Consider the following 16062-nt stretch of genomic DNA (forward strand, 5'->3'; position numbering starts at 1 on the left):
CCATGCCTGCCCACAGACAGCCTGACAACCATCCTGCGGTGACCGCCCTGATCTGGTCAGGGGGTGTGCTGGCCTGGCTCGTCGCCGCCGCCGTCGCGGCCCCGTCCACCGGACTACCACTGGCCGTCATACTGCCCGCGACCCTGATTTTCGGCGTTCTTGTGGTCGTGGCCATCCGCAGCACGGTCGCCAGCGCCCGCGGCACTGTCGGCCGGGTCGCCCTGGCCGTCGCCATCGGTCTGCTGGTCGGCGAACTGGCCGCGATGACACTCTTCAGCAACGCGATCTCGCAGCGCATGGACAGCGAGGCCGCGGCCCGCGCTGCGGGCACACCGGCGGTGACCGCCGCCCAAGAGCAGCTGAATGTGCTACGTGCCAGCCGCGGCACGCTCGACGCGGCCGTCGACTCCGCCCGGCAGCGCCGTGACGACGCCCAGGTCGTGGCGCGCTGCGAATACCACCCGACACCGGCGTGCGCCCAGCAGCCCATCACCGGCGTGCCCGGAGACGGCCAGATCACCCAGAACACCCAGGACACCCTCGAGCACGACCAGCGTGAGCTCGACGCTGCGCTCGCCACCCGCACCGAGCAGGCCCCGGCCCTCGACGCGCGGATCGCCGGTGCCGAGCACGCGGTGACGGCGGCGCGCGATGCCGCCGGCGTCGGCGCGGACCGTGGCTTCGGCGCGCGGTGGGTCGCGATGAACGGCTACACCATCGAAACGCCTGCGGCCCTCGTGGCGCGCATCGCCGTCATCGGCGTCTGCGTGCTGCTGTACCTGCTGCCGATGCTGCTGCACGCCCGGCAGGACCGGACCCTGCGCGAGCGCCACAACGAGTCACGACTGAAGGCCGAACTGCGCGCCGAGACCGCCATCGCCGTCAAGCAGGCCGAGGTGCGGGCCGAAGCCGAGATTCTGAAGGCCGAGCATCAGCTGGCCGCCATGCGCCTGGCGCTGGAAACCGACGCCGAGATCAATCGCGAATACCACCGCCAGCGCGTGGCCAGCCTCAATCCGGAGGCGCTGACCGGCGGGTCCACGCAGCCCGCGCTCGCGGCCCCGACTGCCGAGGCACTGCGACCGTCCACTGCGCAGCCGCAGCCGATGTACTCGGATTGGGATGAGCTCATGTCGTTCCCCGGCCCGCAGCAGCGGTCGCTGAGCGCCGCCCCGCCGGCGCCCGAAACCGACAGCGCCCCAGCGGAACCGATCGTCACGGCCGACCTCGTCCCGATCGGCGGCGAGGCCGCCGCGAACCTTCCGGCGCCGGCGACGTCGCAGCCCGCCGGCGGCTTGACGCTGCCGCAGCTGCCCGACCTCACCAAGGTGGCGGCGCGCCTGCTGCGTCCGCTGATGGCACCGGTGGCGCCGGTCGTCGACCGCGTCATCGACACGTCGGTGCAGCAGCTGCGGTCGGCGCAGAAGGTCATCGAAGAGTTCGAGGAGATCACCTTCACGCTGCGCCGCACCTCCCGGACCACCGTGAGCGACAGCGCGCACGAGCAGTCATCGGGGCCGCGCGGGGCGGATCAGAGCCAGGCGCTCGGCCAGGGCCAGGGCGGTCAGCCGCCCGCCGAACCCCGGTGGGCCGCGCCGCAGATGAACGCCACGTTTGCGCCGATTGCCCCGCCGCGGGGCGTCGACCACACCGCGCTCAGCAGTAGTGACACGACGATCATCGACGCCGCCGACGAGCGGCGTCAGCTGGGTGAAGGTCGCCGCGCCATCGAGCCGTAACCCCGCGATTTGTGCACGATTTTCCGCGCCGGCCGCGGAAAATCGTGCACAAATCACTGCGGGAGTGAGCGGCTGAGCCTTTCCGTGGCGGTGAGATAGTCCTCGATGAACTCGCGGACCACTTCGCGGGCGGGCTTGACCTTGTTCATGAGGCCGACGCCCTGCCCGACGAAATAGGTCGCGAGCTGCTGGGCGCCCGGATGACCTTGCGCGGCAAGCCGATCGATGCGCCGGATCACCGGCTCGCTCAGCATGTTCTGCAGCGGTAACGGAAGTGGTTTGCGGCCACCGTCTTTCGGCGCCCAGGCGTCGGTCCAGTCCGAAACCAGTTGACGGGCCGGCTTGCCGGTTCGCCCGGCGGACCGCACGGTGTCCCGCGAGCTGGCGGCGAGCATCTTCTGTTTGGTGGCCGGCGCAGTCTCGGCTTCCTCGGTGGTCAGCCACACCGAGCCGGTCCACGCCCCGGCGGCGCCCAGCGCAACCACAGCCGCCATCTGCCGACCCGTGACGATGCCACCGGCGGCGAGCACGGGGACCGAATCATCGATGGCTTCGATTACTTCCGGCACGACCACCAGCGTCGACACCTCACCACAGTGCCCACCGGCTTCGGTGCCCTGCGCGACGATGATGTCCACGCCGGCTGCGACCTGTTTGACGGCGTGCTCCTTGGCGCCGACCAGCGCCGCCACCGGAATCCCCCGCTCGCGGCCCGCCTCGATCATGTAATCCGGCGGCACCCCAAGGGCATTGGCGATCAGCTTGATGGGGTGACTCATCGCCACGTCGAGCAACTCGTGCCCGGTGTTGCCGGACAGCACCGACCCGCCGGTGCGGGCCCTCTCCTCCGGCTCGATGCCGTGGTCGATGAGCAGTTTGGTGACGAATTCCCGGTATTCCGAGGGGATTCGGTCAGCCAGCTGGCCGTCGGAGAGATTCTCGCCCTTGCCCTCGAACTTGGCCGGCACGATGATGTCCGCACCGTACGGGCGGCCGCCGACGTGATCATCGATCCAGGCCAATTCGCGGTCCAGCTGCTCGGGCGTATACGCCGTCGCGCCCAGCACGCCGAAGCCGCCGGCGTTGGTGACGGCTGCGACCACGTCGCGGCAATGGCTGAAGGCGAAGAGCGGAAAATCGATGCCGAGCTGTTCGCAGATCCGGGAAGTCACCCCGTCAGTTCTGCCACCCCAACTTGACGGGTGTCAATAGGCTGCTCGATCAGGGCAGTTCAAACGGCAACTTCACCCCGGCGTGGGCCAGGCAGTGGGTGCAGGCACGCTCGGCGGGGACCGTGGCGAGAGCCTGCTGCACGAGCGCCTTGAACATGGGCGTGTTCCGTTCGAACTCGGCGAACACATCAACCGTGGTGACGCCGGCGCCGGCCTCGATACCGGCATCCAGATCGGTGACCAAAGCTATTGCCGCATAACACATCTCGAGTTCGCGAGCCAGCACTGCTTCGGGGTAGCCGGTCATGTTCACCAACGTGAACCCCTGAGTGGCAAACCACTGGCTCTCGGCCCGGGTGGAGAAGCGGGGCCCCTGGATCACGACCATGGTGCCGCCGTCGAGGACACCGGGCTGCTCGGCTGCCACGGCCCGCAGCGTCGGGCAGTACGGATCGGCGAAGCCGACGTGGATGCCGCCGGCGTCGAAGTAGGTGTCTTCGCGGCCGCGGGTGCGGTCCACCAGCTGATCAGGCACGACGACGGCACCGGGACCGAGGTCCGCCGTCAGGCTGCCGACGGCGCACGGCGCGAAAATCCGCCGCACCCCCAGCGACCGCAGCGCCCACATGTTGGCCCGGTAGGGCACGGTGTGCGGCGAGTACTCGTGCTTCACCCCATGCCGCGGCAGGAACGCCACCTCGTGCCCGCCGACGGCCCCGATGGTGATGGGCGCGCTCGGCGCACCGTACGGCGTCTGAACGCTGACCGTACGCGCGTCGTCGCCGAAAAACGTGTAGAAACCGCTGCCGCCGATGACTCCCAGCATCCGTTATTCGGCGTCGGTCTCGGGGGTATCCACGGTCTCCGGCTTCACGGCTGTGACCGGAGTCGGCGCGGGCACATCCGCGTCGTCGTCCTCGGCCTCGTCCGCTGCCTCACGGTCCTGTTCCAGCTGCGCGCGGGCGCGCCGGGCGCCGTCGCGGATCTCGAATGCGTCGGTGGCCAGGGCGCCGATGGAGCTCGCCACGTCCTTGACCGCGGTGACGACGATGTTCATCACCTCGCCGACGGTCCCGGCAACCGCTTCGACGGATTCCTGGACGACGTCTTTGCGAATCTCGTTCTTGCTGAGCCGATCCTTCATGTCGATAAGTGTAGGGGCGTGGGACGATTGCGCGCGTGGCCAGTCTTTCGCAGTGGATAGAGGGCGCCCGACCGCGGACCCTGCCGAATGCCGTCGCTCCCGTGCTGGCAGGTACCGGTGCCGCCGCCTGGGTCGGCGGTGAGGTGTGGTGGAAAGCGGCTCTGGCCCTTGTGGTTTCGATTTCGCTGATCATCGGCGTCAACTACGCCAACGACTACTCCGACGGCATCCGCGGCACCGACGACGACCGGTCCGGACCGGTCCGCCTGGTCGGAGCCAAATTGGCTTCGCCGCAGGCGGTGCTGGCGGCCGCAGTGATCAGCCTGTGCATCGGCGCGGGAGCCGGCCTGGCGCTGGCCCTGGTGAGTCAGCCGTGGCTGATCGCCGTCGGTGCGGCGTGCATCGCCGGGGCCTGGCTGTACACCGGTGGCACCAACCCCTACGGCTATCGCGGGCTCGGCGAGGTCGCGGTCTTCGTGTTCTTCGGCCTGGTCGCCGTGCTCGGCACGCAGTACACGCAGGCACTGAGGGTCGACTGGGTGGGCCTGGTTCTCGCGGTCGCGGTCGGGTCCCTGTCGTCAGCGGTCCTGGTGGCCAACAACCTTCGCGACATCCCGACCGATCAGGTGTCCGGCAAGATCACGCTCGCCGTTCGACTGGGCGATAGCCGGACCCGGCAGCTGTTCCAGGTGCTGGTGCTGCTGCCGTTCCTGCTGACCGCGCTCCTGGCCCTGGCCACCCCGTGGTGTCTGGTCGGATTCGCGGCGGCCCCGCTGGCGGTCCGCGCGGCGAAGCCGGTGCGCTCAGGGCTCGGCGGCCGTGAGCTGATCCCCGTGCTCAAGGACACCGGGCTGACGATGCTGGTGTGGGCCGCCCTGATCAGCGCGGTGCTGGTGATCAAGCCCTGACGCCCGGAGCGGGGTCAGTCGCCGGAGGAATCCTCGCCGTGCAGCCGAGCCTGCAACTGCTCACGCTCGGCGCGACGGCGCTCATCGACGGCAGCGATCCCGGCGGTGGCCCGCCGACGCAGCGGAGCAAAAAGCCAGATGCCCAGCGGCATTCCGAGAACCAGCGCGAACAGCAGCGCCACCATGGCCGGGAAATCACGAATACCCAGCAACGCGACGACACCGAAAATCGCGCCGGCAATCACGGCTACCAGCAGCAGGCGGGCGAGCGCGTAGAGAAAGACATCGAGCAGCAAACGTGGCATGGAGGGGGTAGCTGGCGCATCAGACACCGCACGAGTTTACCGACGGACGCGTATATTCGAATAAAGGAGGTTTTACGTGCAGTTCCTGCTCCTGATCGCGCTGCTGGCGCTGTTGGGCTACGTCGGCTGGCGCGCCACCCGCGCTACGGCGGCGCGCCCGACCACCCGCGTCATCGGTCCCGACGACGATCCTGAATTCCTGCGCCGCCTCGGTTCCTAGCGCACTCTCTACAGCGACAGCGGAAATCCGTCGGCGACTGCCACGGCCAGTTCCAGCAACGCGTCCCTGGTATCCGGCCGGAGCCGGTCCAGGCTGATCTCGGCACCCTCCTCGAGGTGCGGATCGAACGGCACCAACTGCACCGCCCGGCAGCGGCGGCCGAAATGGTCGACCACCTTGCGCAGATCGACCTTGCCGGACCGCGGGCGCACCGCGTTGACCACCGCGACGGCGTTGCGCACCAACTCCTGATGACCATGGGCATCGAGCCAGTCGAGCGTCGCCGCCGCACTGCGTGACCCGTCGACCGAGCCCGAGCTGATCACGACGAGCACGTCGGCATGGTCGAGCACCGCCCCCATCGCCGAATGCAGCATGCCGGTGCCGCAGTCCGTGAGCACCAGCCGGTAATACGGCTCCAACACCGCCAGCGTGCGGGAGTAGTCCTCCGAACTGAACGCCTCCGACACGGCCGGATCACTCTCCGAGGCCAGCACCTCGAGGTCGCTCTCGCCGCGCGAGGTGTAGTTGCGGACGTCGCTGTAGCTGGCGATGCCCTCGGCATCGCGCAGGAGATGACGGACCGTCGCCGGCGTTTCCAGCGGCACCTTCTGGCTGAGGGTGCCGCGGTCGGGGTTGGCGTCTACCGCGATCACCCGGTCGCCACGGATCGACGCGAACGTCGCACCGAGCGTCGCGGTGATGGTGGTCTTGCCGACGCCGCCCTTCAGAGACAGCACGGCGATCCGATAGCAGTCCCGCAGCGGCCGGTTGATCTGCGCGGTGAGCCGGGTGCGATGCAAGGTCTTGGGACTCTCGCCCGGATTGAGCAGCGTGCCCGTCGCGTAATACAGCGCTTTGCGCCAGCCGGTCGAGGGCGCGCGGCTCGGCCGGCTGAGGAGCGCGACGGTCGCGGGGTCGAGACTCCGCGGCTTGGCGGGCTTCGGGAGCACGACCGGAGTCACCGCATGCGCGATGACGATGCGGGCCTCCGGCGCCGCAGCGGGCGTGGCGTCGGCGACTGGGTCGGCCGGATCCCTGAACCGGCCCTGGGCGCGGAAAGAAGGCACGATCACCCGCGTCCTCTCATTGTCGGCTCAGCCGACGCCCGCGTACGAATGCAGGCCGACGGTCACCAGGTTGATGAAGAACAGGTTGAACACCATCGCGACGAAGCCGACGACGTTGATCCACGCAGCCTTCTTGTCGCGCCAGCCCGCGGTGGACCGGGCGTGCAGGTACGCGGCGTAGACGACCCAGGCGACGAACGACACCGTCTCCTTCGGGTCCCAACCCCAGTAGCGGCCCCACGCCTCCTCGGCCCAGATGGCGCCGAAGATGACGCCGAAACCGAAGATCGGGAACGCGAAGATGGTGGTCCGGTAGGCGATGCGGTCCAGGGTCTGGGCATCGGGCATCCGCTGGATCATGCGGCCGAACCCGTTGTCCTGATAGGCCAAGGGCGACATCTTCAGCAGGAACAGGATGCTCGCCACACCGGCGACGAGAAAGACGCCGGAGCCCAGGCTGACGACCGAGACGTGGATGGGCAGCCAGTACGACTGCAGCGCGGGCATCACCGGCGCGGCGTTGGTGTACAGGTACTTGACCGACACCGCCAGCAGGATCAGTTCGGGCACGAGGACGAAGACCCACAGCGCCCGGTACTGCGGCTTGCGCAGCACGATCGAGGCGGCGACCAACCCGCAGAAGCTGGTCAGGTTGATGAACTCGTACATGTTGCCCCAGGGCACGCGCATGGTGGCCAGACCACGCAGCACGATGCAGACGAACAGCATCGCGATGCCGACGTACACCAGCGCGAGCCCGACGCGACCGATCCGCTCGTCAACCGTGCGGGTGGGTTCATCGATGATCACGCCGGGGGTGGCGCTGTTCGCGCCCACGCCCGCACCGACCAGCTCCCGGGTCTCGACCTTACGGCCACGGCTCGACGCCAGCTCGACGGCCAGCAAGACGAAAGCCAGGCACAGCACCGTCCATGAGCTGAAGAACGCCCAGTCCGAGTACCGGGCCAGGTCGATGTCGATGTGCTCTGTGTTCACGCGCGATCCGCCTTCGCTACTCGCTGACCGTTCATCGCTTGTCCTCAATCAACCGCTCTGTGAGCTTCTCGAACTCGTCGCCCCACCCCGAGTTGTCCGTCCGGGCCAGGCCGCCGAGTTCGACGTTGACGGTACCTGCCTCGGCCGACACGATCCGAATCCAAACCCGGCGGCGGCGCACCACCAACGACACCAGCAGCCCGGCCATCATGGTGAGCGCGAACACCAGGACCCACGCCTGCGCCGGGTCGTGCGAGACCTGCACGTTGATGAACGGCACCGCACCGTCGAACCGGATGACGGTGCCGTCGTCCAGCTTGGTCTGCTCGCCGGCCTTGAGGTTGACGCGCGCCTGCTTGGTGAGCCGCTTCTGCTCGATCAGGCTGGGGTCCAGCGAGAACAATGACTGCGGCTTGCCGCTGTCGAGCCCGGTGTCGCCGCGGTAGATGTCGATGGCCACCGCAGGCGCGTTCATCGCCGGGAAGCTCGAGGACAGCAGCTTGCCGTCGAGTTCGGCGGTCGGGGCGAACAACCCCTGGATGGCGATCTGATGCTTGCGCCGCTCGCGGTCGCCGGGATAGCTGCCGCCCGGCGGGTCGACGCGCACGACACCCGAGGACAGCATCGTCAGCGCGTTCTCCGGCTTCCACTGCACCGTCGACGTCCGGGTCTGCCCGTTCGGGAACGTGACGGTGAAGGTCGGCGCGTAGCCGTGACCCTGCAGGTAGATGCGCTCGCCGCCGAGCCGCAGCGGGTGGTTGACCTCCAGCCGGTACGGCCGCCAGGTCCCGCTGACCAGGTCGGCGCCGTCCTGATAGTCGATGTTCGCCGCGAACGCCGTGGCCTGTCCGCTGGGCAGGTAGCGCGCGTCGAAGTCATGCACCCGCAGGCAACTGGGGTGCAGTGCGGTGCCGTCGACGACGTTGCCGGCCCGGAAGGAGTCGAACGCGGCGGGCGAGGCCGAGCAGAACCCGGGCCCGCCGTCGGCGATGACGATGACGTTGCCCTCGTAGCCGAACATCTTGCCGAACGCGATGGCGACCAGCAGGCCGAGCAGCGAGAAGTGGAAGACGATGTTGCCGAACTCGCGCAGGTAGCCTTTCTCCGAAGAGATCTCTGTGATTTCACGGCCACCGTCGTCGATTTTCCTTGTGGTCTGCCGCCAACCCTTGAGCCGCTTCGCAATCCGCTCGGCGACGGCGTCCGGCTCACCGGGGACGGTGGCTTCGGCATGCTTGGGCAGCCGCGCCAGGTTGCGCGGCGCCGGCACGGGCACAGCCCGCAGGCTGCGGATGTGCTCGAGCATGCGGGGCGTCAGACAGCCCACGAGCGAGATGAACAACAGCACGTAGATCGAGGTGAACCAGAAGCTGGAGAACACCGAGAACGCCTGGACCTTGTCCAGCCACGGGCCGATGGTCGGATGCTGGGCCAGGTATTCGTCGACCTTGCCGGCGTTGAGTGAGCGCTGCGGCAGCAGCGCGCCCGGGATGGCGCCGAGGGCCAGCAGGAACAGCAGCACCAGCGCGGTACCCATCGACGTCAGCGTCCGCCAGGTGTTGCGGAACAGCGCGAGCACCTGCGAGACCGGGCCAGGGCGGCGGGTTTCCGCGGTTTTCACGTCGTGCACGTCTTCGGGCGAGGAAACGTCGGTCATATCGGGAGCCTCACGTTGCTGACGAAGGCGTCACGCACCCACGAGGTGAAGTCGTTCCATACGCCGGTGACCAGCGCGGTGCCGACGACGATCAGCAGCAGCCCGCCGAAGATCTGGATGGCGCGGGTGTGCCGGCGCAGCCAGCCCAGGCCTTGCACGGCGCGGGCCGAGCCGAAGGCCAACAGCACGAACGGAATTCCGAGCCCGAGGCAGTAGGCGACCACCAGCGCGATGCCGCGGGCGACGCTGGCGCCGTCACTGGCCGAGGCCACCGCGATGACCCCGGTGAGCGTCGGACCCAGGCACGGCGTCCAGCCCAGCCCGAACACCGCACCCAGCAGCGGCGCGCCGACGACCGTCGACACCTGGCGCGGCGTGAACCGCACCTGACGCTGCAGGGCCGGCACCAGCCCGATGAACACCAGACCCATGAGCACGGTGACGACACCGCCGATGCGTTGCAGCAGAAGCTGATTGGCGATGAGTGTCGTGGTCAAGCCGAGCACCGCGACGGCACCCATGAGGAACACCGCGGTGAATCCCGCGACGAACAGCGCCGCCGCGCCGGCCACGCGCCAGCGGGCGGTCCGCACCTTCGTCGAGCCCGTGGCGCCCGCCTCGTCTGCGGTGTCATCCACCCCGACCACGGCGGCCAGATAGGACAGATAACCGGGCACCAGCGGCACCACACACGGCGAGGCGAAGGACACCAGCCCGGCCAGCACGCTGACCCCGATGGCCACCAACAGCGGCCCGGCCGCGGCGGTTTCGGCGAAACCGGTCATGCCCCAGACCCCCCAGCCTCTTTGGCGAGTCGCTCGACCACAGGCTTGAGGTCGTCGGCCAGCAGCTCCCGCAGGAACACCGCGGCCACCCGGTGCTGACGGTCCAGCACCAGAGTCGACGGGATGACCGTCGTCGGGTACTTGCCGCCGAACGCGATCATGGTGCGCATCGCCGGGTCGTAGATGGACGGGAAGGTGACCTTGTGGTCGACGACGAAGTCGACCGCCGCCTGCCGGTTGTTGTCGCGCACGTCGATGCCGAGGAACGCGGCGCCCTGCGCCTTGGTCTGTTCGTACACCTTCTCCAGTTCGGAGATTTCCGAACGGCACGGGCCACACCACTGGCCCCAGACGTTGATCACGACGACCTGGTCCGAAAAGTCATCCAGGGAAAGAGTTTTCGATGGATCCGTGAGCGACGGACCGCGCACCACACCCGGCTTGCCGCGACTCGATGGCGGGTCGTAGAAGATGTCGGTCTTGCCGCCGGGCGCCACGAATTCGAAGGTGCCGCCCTGCGCGACGGCGTCGTCACCGGTGGAGCAGCCGACGAGCAACACGGCCGTCGTCAGGACGGCCGTCATCACTGCCCCGGCGCGGGCCACCAGCGACGTCACTGTCCGGCCAGCTCCGAGTATCCCCAGCCCACCATCTGGTCACCGTGGAAGTGGAAGGACGTCACCGACGCCAAGTTGCACATCCGCTTGGTCGGGAAGTGGTGCAGCTTCTTGCCGAGCATCGCCCGCCGCAGCGTCTCCACCGGCAGCTGGTGGCTGACACACACGGCCTCGTGCCCCATGCCCTTGACCCGCGCTCGGTCGACGGCGGCGGTCATCCGCTCCGCGATGTGTGTGTAGGGCTCACCCCACGACGGGGTCTTCGGATCCCGCAGGTGCCACCAGTTGCGCGGGTCGCGCAGGGCGCCGTCGCCCGGCGAAACACGCTGTCCCTCAAACACATTCTCCGACTCGATGAGGTGCGGGTCGGTGTCGATGGGCAAGCCGTGCCGGGCCGCGATGGGCGCCGCGGTCTCTTGCGCGCGCTCGAGCGGCGAGGCCACCACGTAGACGATGTCGCGTTCGGCGAGCCAGCCCGCGACCGCCTCGGCCTGTGCCCGCCCGCGTTCGGAAAGGTGGAAATCGGGCTTGCGGCCGTAAAGGATCTTGTCGGGGTTGTGGACCTCGCCGTGGCGCATCACGTGCACGATCGTCTTGTCGGTCATGCGGGCTCCTGAGCTTGGGCGGCGGCCCGCGCGGCGGCGGGCAGCGCGTCGGCGATCCGGTCGAACGCAGCGTCGTCGAGTGCGGCCGAGACGAACCAGGTTTCGAAGGCACTGCACGGCGGGTACACCCCGGCGTCCAGCAGGGCGTGGAAGAAAGCCGGGTAGCGCCAGGTCTCGGTGGCCTTGGCGGACGCGAAGTCGGTGACCGGCGCGTCGCCGAAGAACACCGTCAGGAAGTTGCCGGCCCGCGAAATCCGGTGCGCGACAGACGCTTCGGTGAGCGCATCGGACAGCAGCCCCGACAACCGGTCGGCGTTCACATCCAGGGCGCGGTAGACCGCGTCGTCGGCGGCGCGCAGGGTGGCCAGGCCCGCCGCCATCGCCACGGGGTTCCCCGACAGCGTCCCGGCCTGGTACACCGGCCCCAGCGGAGCCAGGCGCTCCATCACCTCGGCGCGGCCGCCGAATGCCGCGGCCGGCAGGCCGCCGCTCATGACCTTGCCAAAGGTGAACAGATCGGCGGCGACCGGATCGAGGCCGTACCAACCGCCACGGCTGACGCGGAAGCCCGTCATCACCTCATCGATGATGAGCAGCGCGCCGTGCTCGGCGGTGATCTGCCGCAACCCGGCGTTGTAGCCTGCGGCCGGCGGGACGGTGCCCATGTTGCCGGGGCTGGCCTCGGTGATCACGCAGGCGATCTGATCACCGACCGCGGCGAAGGTTTGACGCACCGCGTCCAGGTCGTTGTACGGCAGCACGATGGTGTCGGCGGCCGCCGCACCGGTGACGCCGGGCGACGACGGCAGCCCCAGGGTCGCGACGCCGGAGCCGGCGTCGGCCAGCAGTGCGTCGCTGTGGCCGTGGTAGCAGCCGGAGAACTTGATGATCTTGGGCCGGCCGGTGAAGCCGCGAGCCAGCCGGATGGCGCTCATGGTGGCTTCGGTGCCGGAGTTCACGAAGCGGAGGCGCTCGACGGGAGCAACCCGATCGATGATCTCGCGCGCCAGCTCCGTCTCCGCGGGCGTCGGCGCCCCGAAGGACAGCCCGTTGACGGCCGTGGTCTGCACGGCCTCGACCACTGCCGGGTGGGCATGGCCCAGGATCATCGGCCCCCAGGAGCACACCAGGTCGACGTAGCGATTGCCGTCGGCGTCGGTCAGCCAGTAGCCATTGGCCGAGGTGATGAAGCGAGGGGTGCCGCCGACCGAGCTGAAGGCCCGCACGGGCGAGTTGACCCCGCCCGGGATCACGGTCGACGCGTCGGCGAACAGTTTCGCGGAGACGTCGGTAGAGCGCATGGTCACCAGTGTCCCAGCCCGGCGCGAATGGACCAACTACAGGGTGTAGGAGCAGGGGCCGAGGTTGCGCAACCGAGTCACAGGCGTCCCACGCATCCCTGCCTCGATGCGAGGCGGGCACCCATCTCTGGCCAAAAATTGCGAACTCGTCAATATTCCAGTCGCCCGCCGCGGGACCTTGATAGGTTCGACTCCCGAGATTCCATTGCGAAGGGTCATTCATGACCTCTACCTGCACGTCACCGGTCATCGACTTGGTTTGTTGCTCGCGGCTTTCCAGCATTGTGGACATCGGCGCGAATCCGATCGACGGCGATCCTCCGTACCAGGAGATGCTGGAATCTGCGCTATGCACGGTAACTGGATTCGAGCCGCAAGAAGACGCGTTGGCCGAGCTGGAGCGGCGCAAAGGGGCTCTGGAGAAGTACCTTCCTCATGCCGTCGGTGACGGGGAGAAGCGTCGCTTGAAGATCACCAGAGCATCGGGAATGACGAGCCTGCTCACACCCGACCCGAAGCGACTCCGGCTGTTCAACGGATTCCCGGACTGGGGCACGGTGATCGGTGAAATCGACGTGCAGACAAGCCGTCTCGATGACATCGACGACGTGCCGGATTTCGACCTGCTGAAGATCGACATCCAGGGCGGGGAACTGATGGTGTTCCAGCACGGTCGCGAGAAGCTGAAGAACGCTGTCGCAATCCAAACAGAGGTGTCGTTCGTGCCCCTCTATGAGCGCCAGCCGACTTTCGGCGACGTGGACAACGAATTGCGGCTTCAGGGATTCATGCCGCATTCGTTTCCCGCCATCAAGCGGTGGGCGATCGCACCAACCATTTTCGGTGGCGATTTTCGTCGCGGCGGCAACCAATTGCTCGAAGCCGACATCGTTTACGTTCGGGATATCGCGTATCCGGAACGCATGACATCCGAGCAGTTGTCACAGCTCGGGATGATCGCGTTTCACGTCTACGGCTCGATCGACCTCACGCTGTTCTGCATCACCGAACTGAGTCGACGCGGGCAAGTCTCGGAGGACGCTGGCGCACAGTTCTTACAGCGTGCCGCGCCGAATGTTCCGCAGTGAATCTGCCGCCAGCAGCATGACTCCCGGCCGACGCGGAAGTCGTGGGTGGGGTTCAAGCGTCGGGTATGACCCCAAGTCCCCTACTTCTGCAGTGCGAGCTTGAAGACCGGGTGGTCGGCGTCGTCGGGCAGCTCTTTCCAGTAGCCCTCGACAACCTTGCCGGCCAGCGGCCGGTACACCGCGATGATCGGGGCCCGGTCCGCGACCGGCACCTCGGTGGCCAGGTAGTTCACCTTGCCGAGCGCCACCACCGGATTCTCCCGAACGTTTTTCACCCACGCGGACTCACCACGGGTGGAGACCAGGTACTTCACCCCGTCCACCTCGGGAACAACAACCGGGATGCGCTGCGGCAAATGGTTGGAGCTGCGGGTGACGGTCAGCGTCTGACTGCCGCCGATGCCGGTCAGCCTGGCGATGCGGTTGAAGACGTGAACGACGAACCACGGCGGCTTGAGGTAGGCCTTCGAGTTGGGCACAGCCAAAGCCTATGGCTACACGGCGCTCAGCGCATCGTCCAGAATGTCCAGGCCGCGCTTGGCGTCGTCGATGCTGATGTTGCAGGGTGGCACCAGGTGGAAGCGGTTGTAGTTCATGAACAGCAGCAGGCCGTTCTGCCGGGCGCGCGCGTTGATGGCGCCCATCTCCGGCGAGCTGCCGCCGTACGGCGCCAGGGGTTCCTTGGTGGCCCGGTCCTTGACCAGCTCGACGGCCCAGAACACACCCAGACCACGCACGTCGCCGATGATGTCGTGCTTCTCGGCCAGCGCCGCGAGGCCGGGACCGAAGACGTCGGTGCCGATCAGCTCGGCGTTCTCGACGATCTTCTCGTCGTGCATCGCGGTGATCGTCGCCACAGAAGCCGCACAGGCCAGCGGGTGCCCGGAGTACGTCAGGCCGCCCGGGTACGGCTGCTCCAGGAAGCGCTCCAGGATCTTGTCGCTGACAATGACGCCACCGAGCGGCACGTAGCCGGAGTTGACGCCCTTGGCGAACGTGATGAGGTCCGGGGTGACGGCGTAGTTGTCCAGCGCGAACCACTTGCCGGTGCGTCCGAAGCCGGCCATGACCTCGTCGAGGATCATCACGATGCCGTACTGGTCGCACAGCTCCCGCACGCCCTTCAGGTAACCGGGCGGCGGCGGCATGATGCCGACGGTGCCGGGCACCGATTCCAGAATGATCGCCGCGAAGGCGCCCGGGCCCTCGAACTCGACGACCGACCGCAGATGCGCCAAGGCGCGCTCCGACTCTTCCTCCTGCGTCAGCGAACCGAACTGGCTGCGGTACAGGAACGGTCCGAAGAAGTGGGTGGTGCCCTCGCTGCCATAGTCGTTGCCCCAGCGGCGGACATCGCCGGTCAGGTTGATGGTCAGCGCCGTGCCGCCGTGGTAGCTGCGGTAGGTCGACAGCGTCTTGTAGCGGCCGGTGTACACGCGGGCCATGCGGATGGCGTGCTCGACGGCGTCGGCGCCACCGTTGGTGAAGAACACCCGGTTGAAGCCTTCCGGGGCCACCTGGCAGATCAGGTCGGCGGCGGTGGCGCGGGCCCCGTTGGCATGCTGCGGCGCGATGGTGCACAGCTTGGCGGCCTGTTCGGCGATGGCCGCGACGACCTTGGGGTGCTGGTGACCGATGTTGGTGTAGACGAGCTGGCTGGAGAAATCGAGGAGACGGTTGCCGTCACCGTCGATGAGGTAGCTGCCCTCGGCGCCGGTGAAGACCAGCGGATCGAGCTTCCCCTGTGCCGACCACGAGTGGAATACGCGGCTGCGCTCCAGGTCATAGATCCGGCGGGCGTCAGCGTTGGCGGGCGCAGGCATGCATTCCTCCTCGAAGATGAAATCAGCGGGTTACGGACCGTGTGCGGCACGTCGTCGCCGCTACCGACCGGTAACATTACTCGCTCCCCTGGCTGCCCCAGTCACGATGGCGCACGATGAGAACATGCAGCTTCCCCAATGGTTGGCCCGCTTCAACCGCCACGTCACGAACCCCATCCAGCGCATCTGGGCCGGGTACCTGCCGACGTTCGGCATCCTCGAACACATCGGCCGCAAATCCGGCAAGACCTTCCGCACGCCGCTGACCGTATTCAGCACCGACGACGGGGTGGCGATCCTGTTGACCTACGGGCCGAACCGCGACTGGCTCAAGAACATCACGGCAGCAGGCGGCGGTCGGATGAAGCGCTACGGCAAGACGTTCGCCGTCACCGATCCACAGATGGTGACCAAAGAGGAAGCCGCGTCGCACATCACCGGCCTCGGGCGCCTGGTGTTCGGCCGGTTGCCGTTCGAGCACGCCGTCATGCTTCACGGCGAGTAGACGCTTGTAAGCAACCGACGCTCGAACGGGCATGTGTTGAGAGCGTTACACGCGATGGGAGACCCGGCGGGCGGCCGTCTCATCAGATGAGGCCTGGCTGGAGTCGCGAGTGTGCTGCCCGTCGTGC

The 16062-nt window shown here is 67.8% G+C and carries 18 protein-coding genes; 5 read left to right on the forward strand and 13 right to left on the reverse strand.

Annotated features, from left to right (window positions below):
• The first annotated feature begins 38 nt into the window (after positions 1 to 38).
• On the forward strand, positions 39 to 1739 hold the full coding sequence (locus tag G6N59_RS11745) for a DUF4407 domain-containing protein (RefSeq protein WP_163911248.1): 1701 nt from the start codon (positions 39 to 41) through the stop codon (positions 1737 to 1739).
• A gap of 53 nt (positions 1740 to 1792) precedes the next feature.
• Here the strand turns inward: G6N59_RS11745 and G6N59_RS11750 are convergent, their stop codons facing one another.
• Genes G6N59_RS11750 through G6N59_RS11760 form a run of 3 tightly spaced genes read right to left on the reverse strand, consistent with a single transcriptional unit; the run spans position 1793 to position 4055 of the window.
• The gene (locus G6N59_RS11750) at positions 1793 to 2911 is read right to left on the reverse strand and encodes an NAD(P)H-dependent flavin oxidoreductase (protein ID WP_138232431.1); all 1119 of its coding nucleotides are present in this window, start codon (positions 2909 to 2911) and stop codon (positions 1793 to 1795) included.
• Positions 2912 to 2960: 49 nt separating this feature from the next.
• A complete protein-coding gene (locus G6N59_RS11755) occupies positions 2961 to 3737 on the reverse strand; it encodes an S-methyl-5'-thioadenosine phosphorylase (protein WP_138232432.1) in 777 nt (258 codons plus the stop codon).
• A gap of 3 nt (positions 3738 to 3740) precedes the next feature.
• Positions 3741 to 4055: a hypothetical protein gene (locus G6N59_RS11760; protein WP_138232433.1), complete on the reverse strand. Its 315-nt coding sequence runs from the start codon at positions 4053 to 4055 to the stop codon at positions 3741 to 3743.
• A 35-nt stretch (positions 4056 to 4090) separates the two neighbouring features.
• Between G6N59_RS11760 and G6N59_RS11765 the strand changes: the two genes are divergently transcribed.
• A complete protein-coding gene (locus G6N59_RS11765) occupies positions 4091 to 4963 on the forward strand; it encodes a 1,4-dihydroxy-2-naphthoate polyprenyltransferase (RefSeq protein ID WP_138232434.1) in 873 nt (290 codons plus the stop codon).
• Positions 4964 to 4977: 14 nt separating this feature from the next.
• Here G6N59_RS11765 and G6N59_RS11770 read toward each other — a convergent pair whose 3' ends face one another.
• Positions 4978 to 5268, reverse strand: a complete 291-nt coding sequence (locus G6N59_RS11770; protein WP_138232526.1) for a DUF4229 domain-containing protein — start codon at positions 5266 to 5268, stop codon at positions 4978 to 4980.
• A gap of 76 nt (positions 5269 to 5344) precedes the next feature.
• On the opposite strand from G6N59_RS11770, the gene G6N59_RS30560 reads away from it, so the two are divergent.
• Entirely contained in the window at positions 5345 to 5488 is a 144-nt protein-coding gene (locus G6N59_RS30560) for a hypothetical protein (RefSeq protein ID WP_170212450.1), read from the forward strand.
• Between the two features lie 8 nt (positions 5489 to 5496).
• Here the strand turns inward: G6N59_RS30560 and G6N59_RS11775 are convergent, their stop codons facing one another.
• The 7 genes from G6N59_RS11775 to hemL are packed head-to-tail and all read right to left on the reverse strand — an operon-like array spanning position 5497 to position 12519.
• The gene (locus G6N59_RS11775) at positions 5497 to 6558 is read right to left on the reverse strand and encodes a nucleotide-binding protein (protein WP_138232435.1); all 1062 of its coding nucleotides are present in this window, start codon (positions 6556 to 6558) and stop codon (positions 5497 to 5499) included.
• A gap of 27 nt (positions 6559 to 6585) precedes the next feature.
• Positions 6586 to 7554 (reverse strand): c-type cytochrome biogenesis protein CcsB, encoded by a 969-nt coding sequence (ccsB, locus tag G6N59_RS11780; protein WP_138232436.1) that lies wholly within the window; start codon positions 7552 to 7554, stop codon positions 6586 to 6588.
• A 31-nt stretch (positions 7555 to 7585) separates the two neighbouring features.
• Positions 7586 to 9211 carry a cytochrome c biogenesis protein ResB gene (resB, locus tag G6N59_RS11785; RefSeq protein WP_407665848.1) on the reverse strand — a complete coding sequence of 542 codons (1626 nt, stop codon included), beginning with the start codon at positions 9209 to 9211 and terminating at the stop codon, positions 7586 to 7588.
• On the reverse strand, positions 9208 to 9996 hold the full coding sequence (locus G6N59_RS11790) for a cytochrome c biogenesis CcdA family protein (RefSeq protein WP_138232437.1): 789 nt from the start codon (positions 9994 to 9996) through the stop codon (positions 9208 to 9210). Before G6N59_RS11790 ends, resB begins: the two co-directional genes overlap by 4 nt.
• A complete protein-coding gene (locus tag G6N59_RS11795) occupies positions 9993 to 10580 on the reverse strand; it encodes a TlpA disulfide reductase family protein (protein ID WP_138232528.1) in 588 nt (195 codons plus the stop codon). Before G6N59_RS11795 ends, G6N59_RS11790 begins: the two co-directional genes overlap by 4 nt.
• A gap of 29 nt (positions 10581 to 10609) precedes the next feature.
• Positions 10610 to 11218: a histidine phosphatase family protein gene (locus G6N59_RS11800; RefSeq protein ID WP_138232438.1), complete on the reverse strand. Its 609-nt coding sequence runs from the start codon at positions 11216 to 11218 to the stop codon at positions 10610 to 10612.
• Positions 11215 to 12519, reverse strand: a complete 1305-nt coding sequence (gene hemL / locus G6N59_RS11805; RefSeq protein WP_138232439.1) for a glutamate-1-semialdehyde 2,1-aminomutase — start codon at positions 12517 to 12519, stop codon at positions 11215 to 11217. Before hemL ends, G6N59_RS11800 begins: the two co-directional genes overlap by 4 nt.
• A 221-nt stretch (positions 12520 to 12740) precedes the next feature.
• On the opposite strand from hemL, the gene G6N59_RS11810 reads away from it, so the two are divergent.
• Entirely contained in the window at positions 12741 to 13607 is an 867-nt protein-coding gene (locus G6N59_RS11810; protein WP_138232440.1) for an FkbM family methyltransferase, read from the forward strand.
• A gap of 80 nt (positions 13608 to 13687) precedes the next feature.
• On the opposite strand, the gene G6N59_RS11815 is transcribed toward G6N59_RS11810, so the two are convergent.
• Complete coding sequence (locus G6N59_RS11815; protein ID WP_138232441.1) at positions 13688 to 14086, reverse strand: pyridoxamine 5'-phosphate oxidase family protein; 399 nt, start codon at positions 14084 to 14086, stop codon at positions 13688 to 13690.
• Positions 14087 to 14101: 15 nt separating this feature from the next.
• Positions 14102 to 15430, reverse strand: coding sequence for an aspartate aminotransferase family protein (locus G6N59_RS11820; RefSeq protein ID WP_138232442.1), 1329 nt, complete (start codon positions 15428 to 15430; stop codon positions 14102 to 14104).
• A gap of 124 nt (positions 15431 to 15554) precedes the next feature.
• On the opposite strand from G6N59_RS11820, the gene G6N59_RS11825 reads away from it, so the two are divergent.
• Complete coding sequence (locus tag G6N59_RS11825) at positions 15555 to 15935, forward strand: nitroreductase family deazaflavin-dependent oxidoreductase (protein WP_138232443.1); 381 nt, start codon at positions 15555 to 15557, stop codon at positions 15933 to 15935.
• Positions 15936 to 16062 lie beyond the last annotated feature (127 nt).

It is taken from the genome of Mycolicibacterium aubagnense (assembly GCF_010730955.1).
Taxonomy (GTDB): domain Bacteria; phylum Actinomycetota; class Actinomycetes; order Mycobacteriales; family Mycobacteriaceae; genus Mycobacterium; species Mycobacterium aubagnense.

Bases quoted from the DNA above. Each gene is read 5' to 3' on its own strand.
- G6N59_RS11755 (WP_138232432.1), bottom strand. From the start codon at position 3,737: ATGCTGGGAGTCATCGGCGGCAGCGGTTTCTACACGTTTTTCGGCGAC.
- G6N59_RS11760 (WP_138232433.1), bottom strand. From the start codon at position 4,055: ATGAAGGATCGGCTCAGCAAGAACGAGATTCGCAAAGACGTCGTCCAG.
- G6N59_RS11770 (WP_138232526.1), bottom strand. From the start codon at position 5,268: ATGCCACGTTTGCTGCTCGATGTCTTTCTCTACGCGCTCGCCCGCCTG.
- resB (WP_407665848.1), bottom strand. From the start codon at position 9,211: ATGACCGACGTTTCCTCGCCCGAAGACGTGCACGACGTGAAAACCGCG.
- G6N59_RS11790 (WP_138232437.1), bottom strand. From the start codon at position 9,996: ATGACCGGTTTCGCCGAAACCGCCGCGGCCGGGCCGCTGTTGGTGGCC.
- G6N59_RS11795 (WP_138232528.1), bottom strand. From the start codon at position 10,580: ATGACGGCCGTCCTGACGACGGCCGTGTTGCTCGTCGGCTGCTCCACC.
- G6N59_RS11800 (WP_138232438.1), bottom strand. From the start codon at position 11,218: ATGACCGACAAGACGATCGTGCACGTGATGCGCCACGGCGAGGTCCAC.
- hemL (WP_138232439.1), bottom strand. From the start codon at position 12,519: ATGCGCTCTACCGACGTCTCCGCGAAACTGTTCGCCGACGCGTCGACC.
- G6N59_RS11810 (WP_138232440.1), top strand. From the start codon at position 12,741: ATGACCTCTACCTGCACGTCACCGGTCATCGACTTGGTTTGTTGCTCG.
- G6N59_RS11820 (WP_138232442.1), bottom strand. From the start codon at position 15,430: ATGCCTGCGCCCGCCAACGCTGACGCCCGCCGGATCTATGACCTGGAG.
- G6N59_RS11825 (WP_138232443.1), top strand. From the start codon at position 15,555: ATGCAGCTTCCCCAATGGTTGGCCCGCTTCAACCGCCACGTCACGAAC.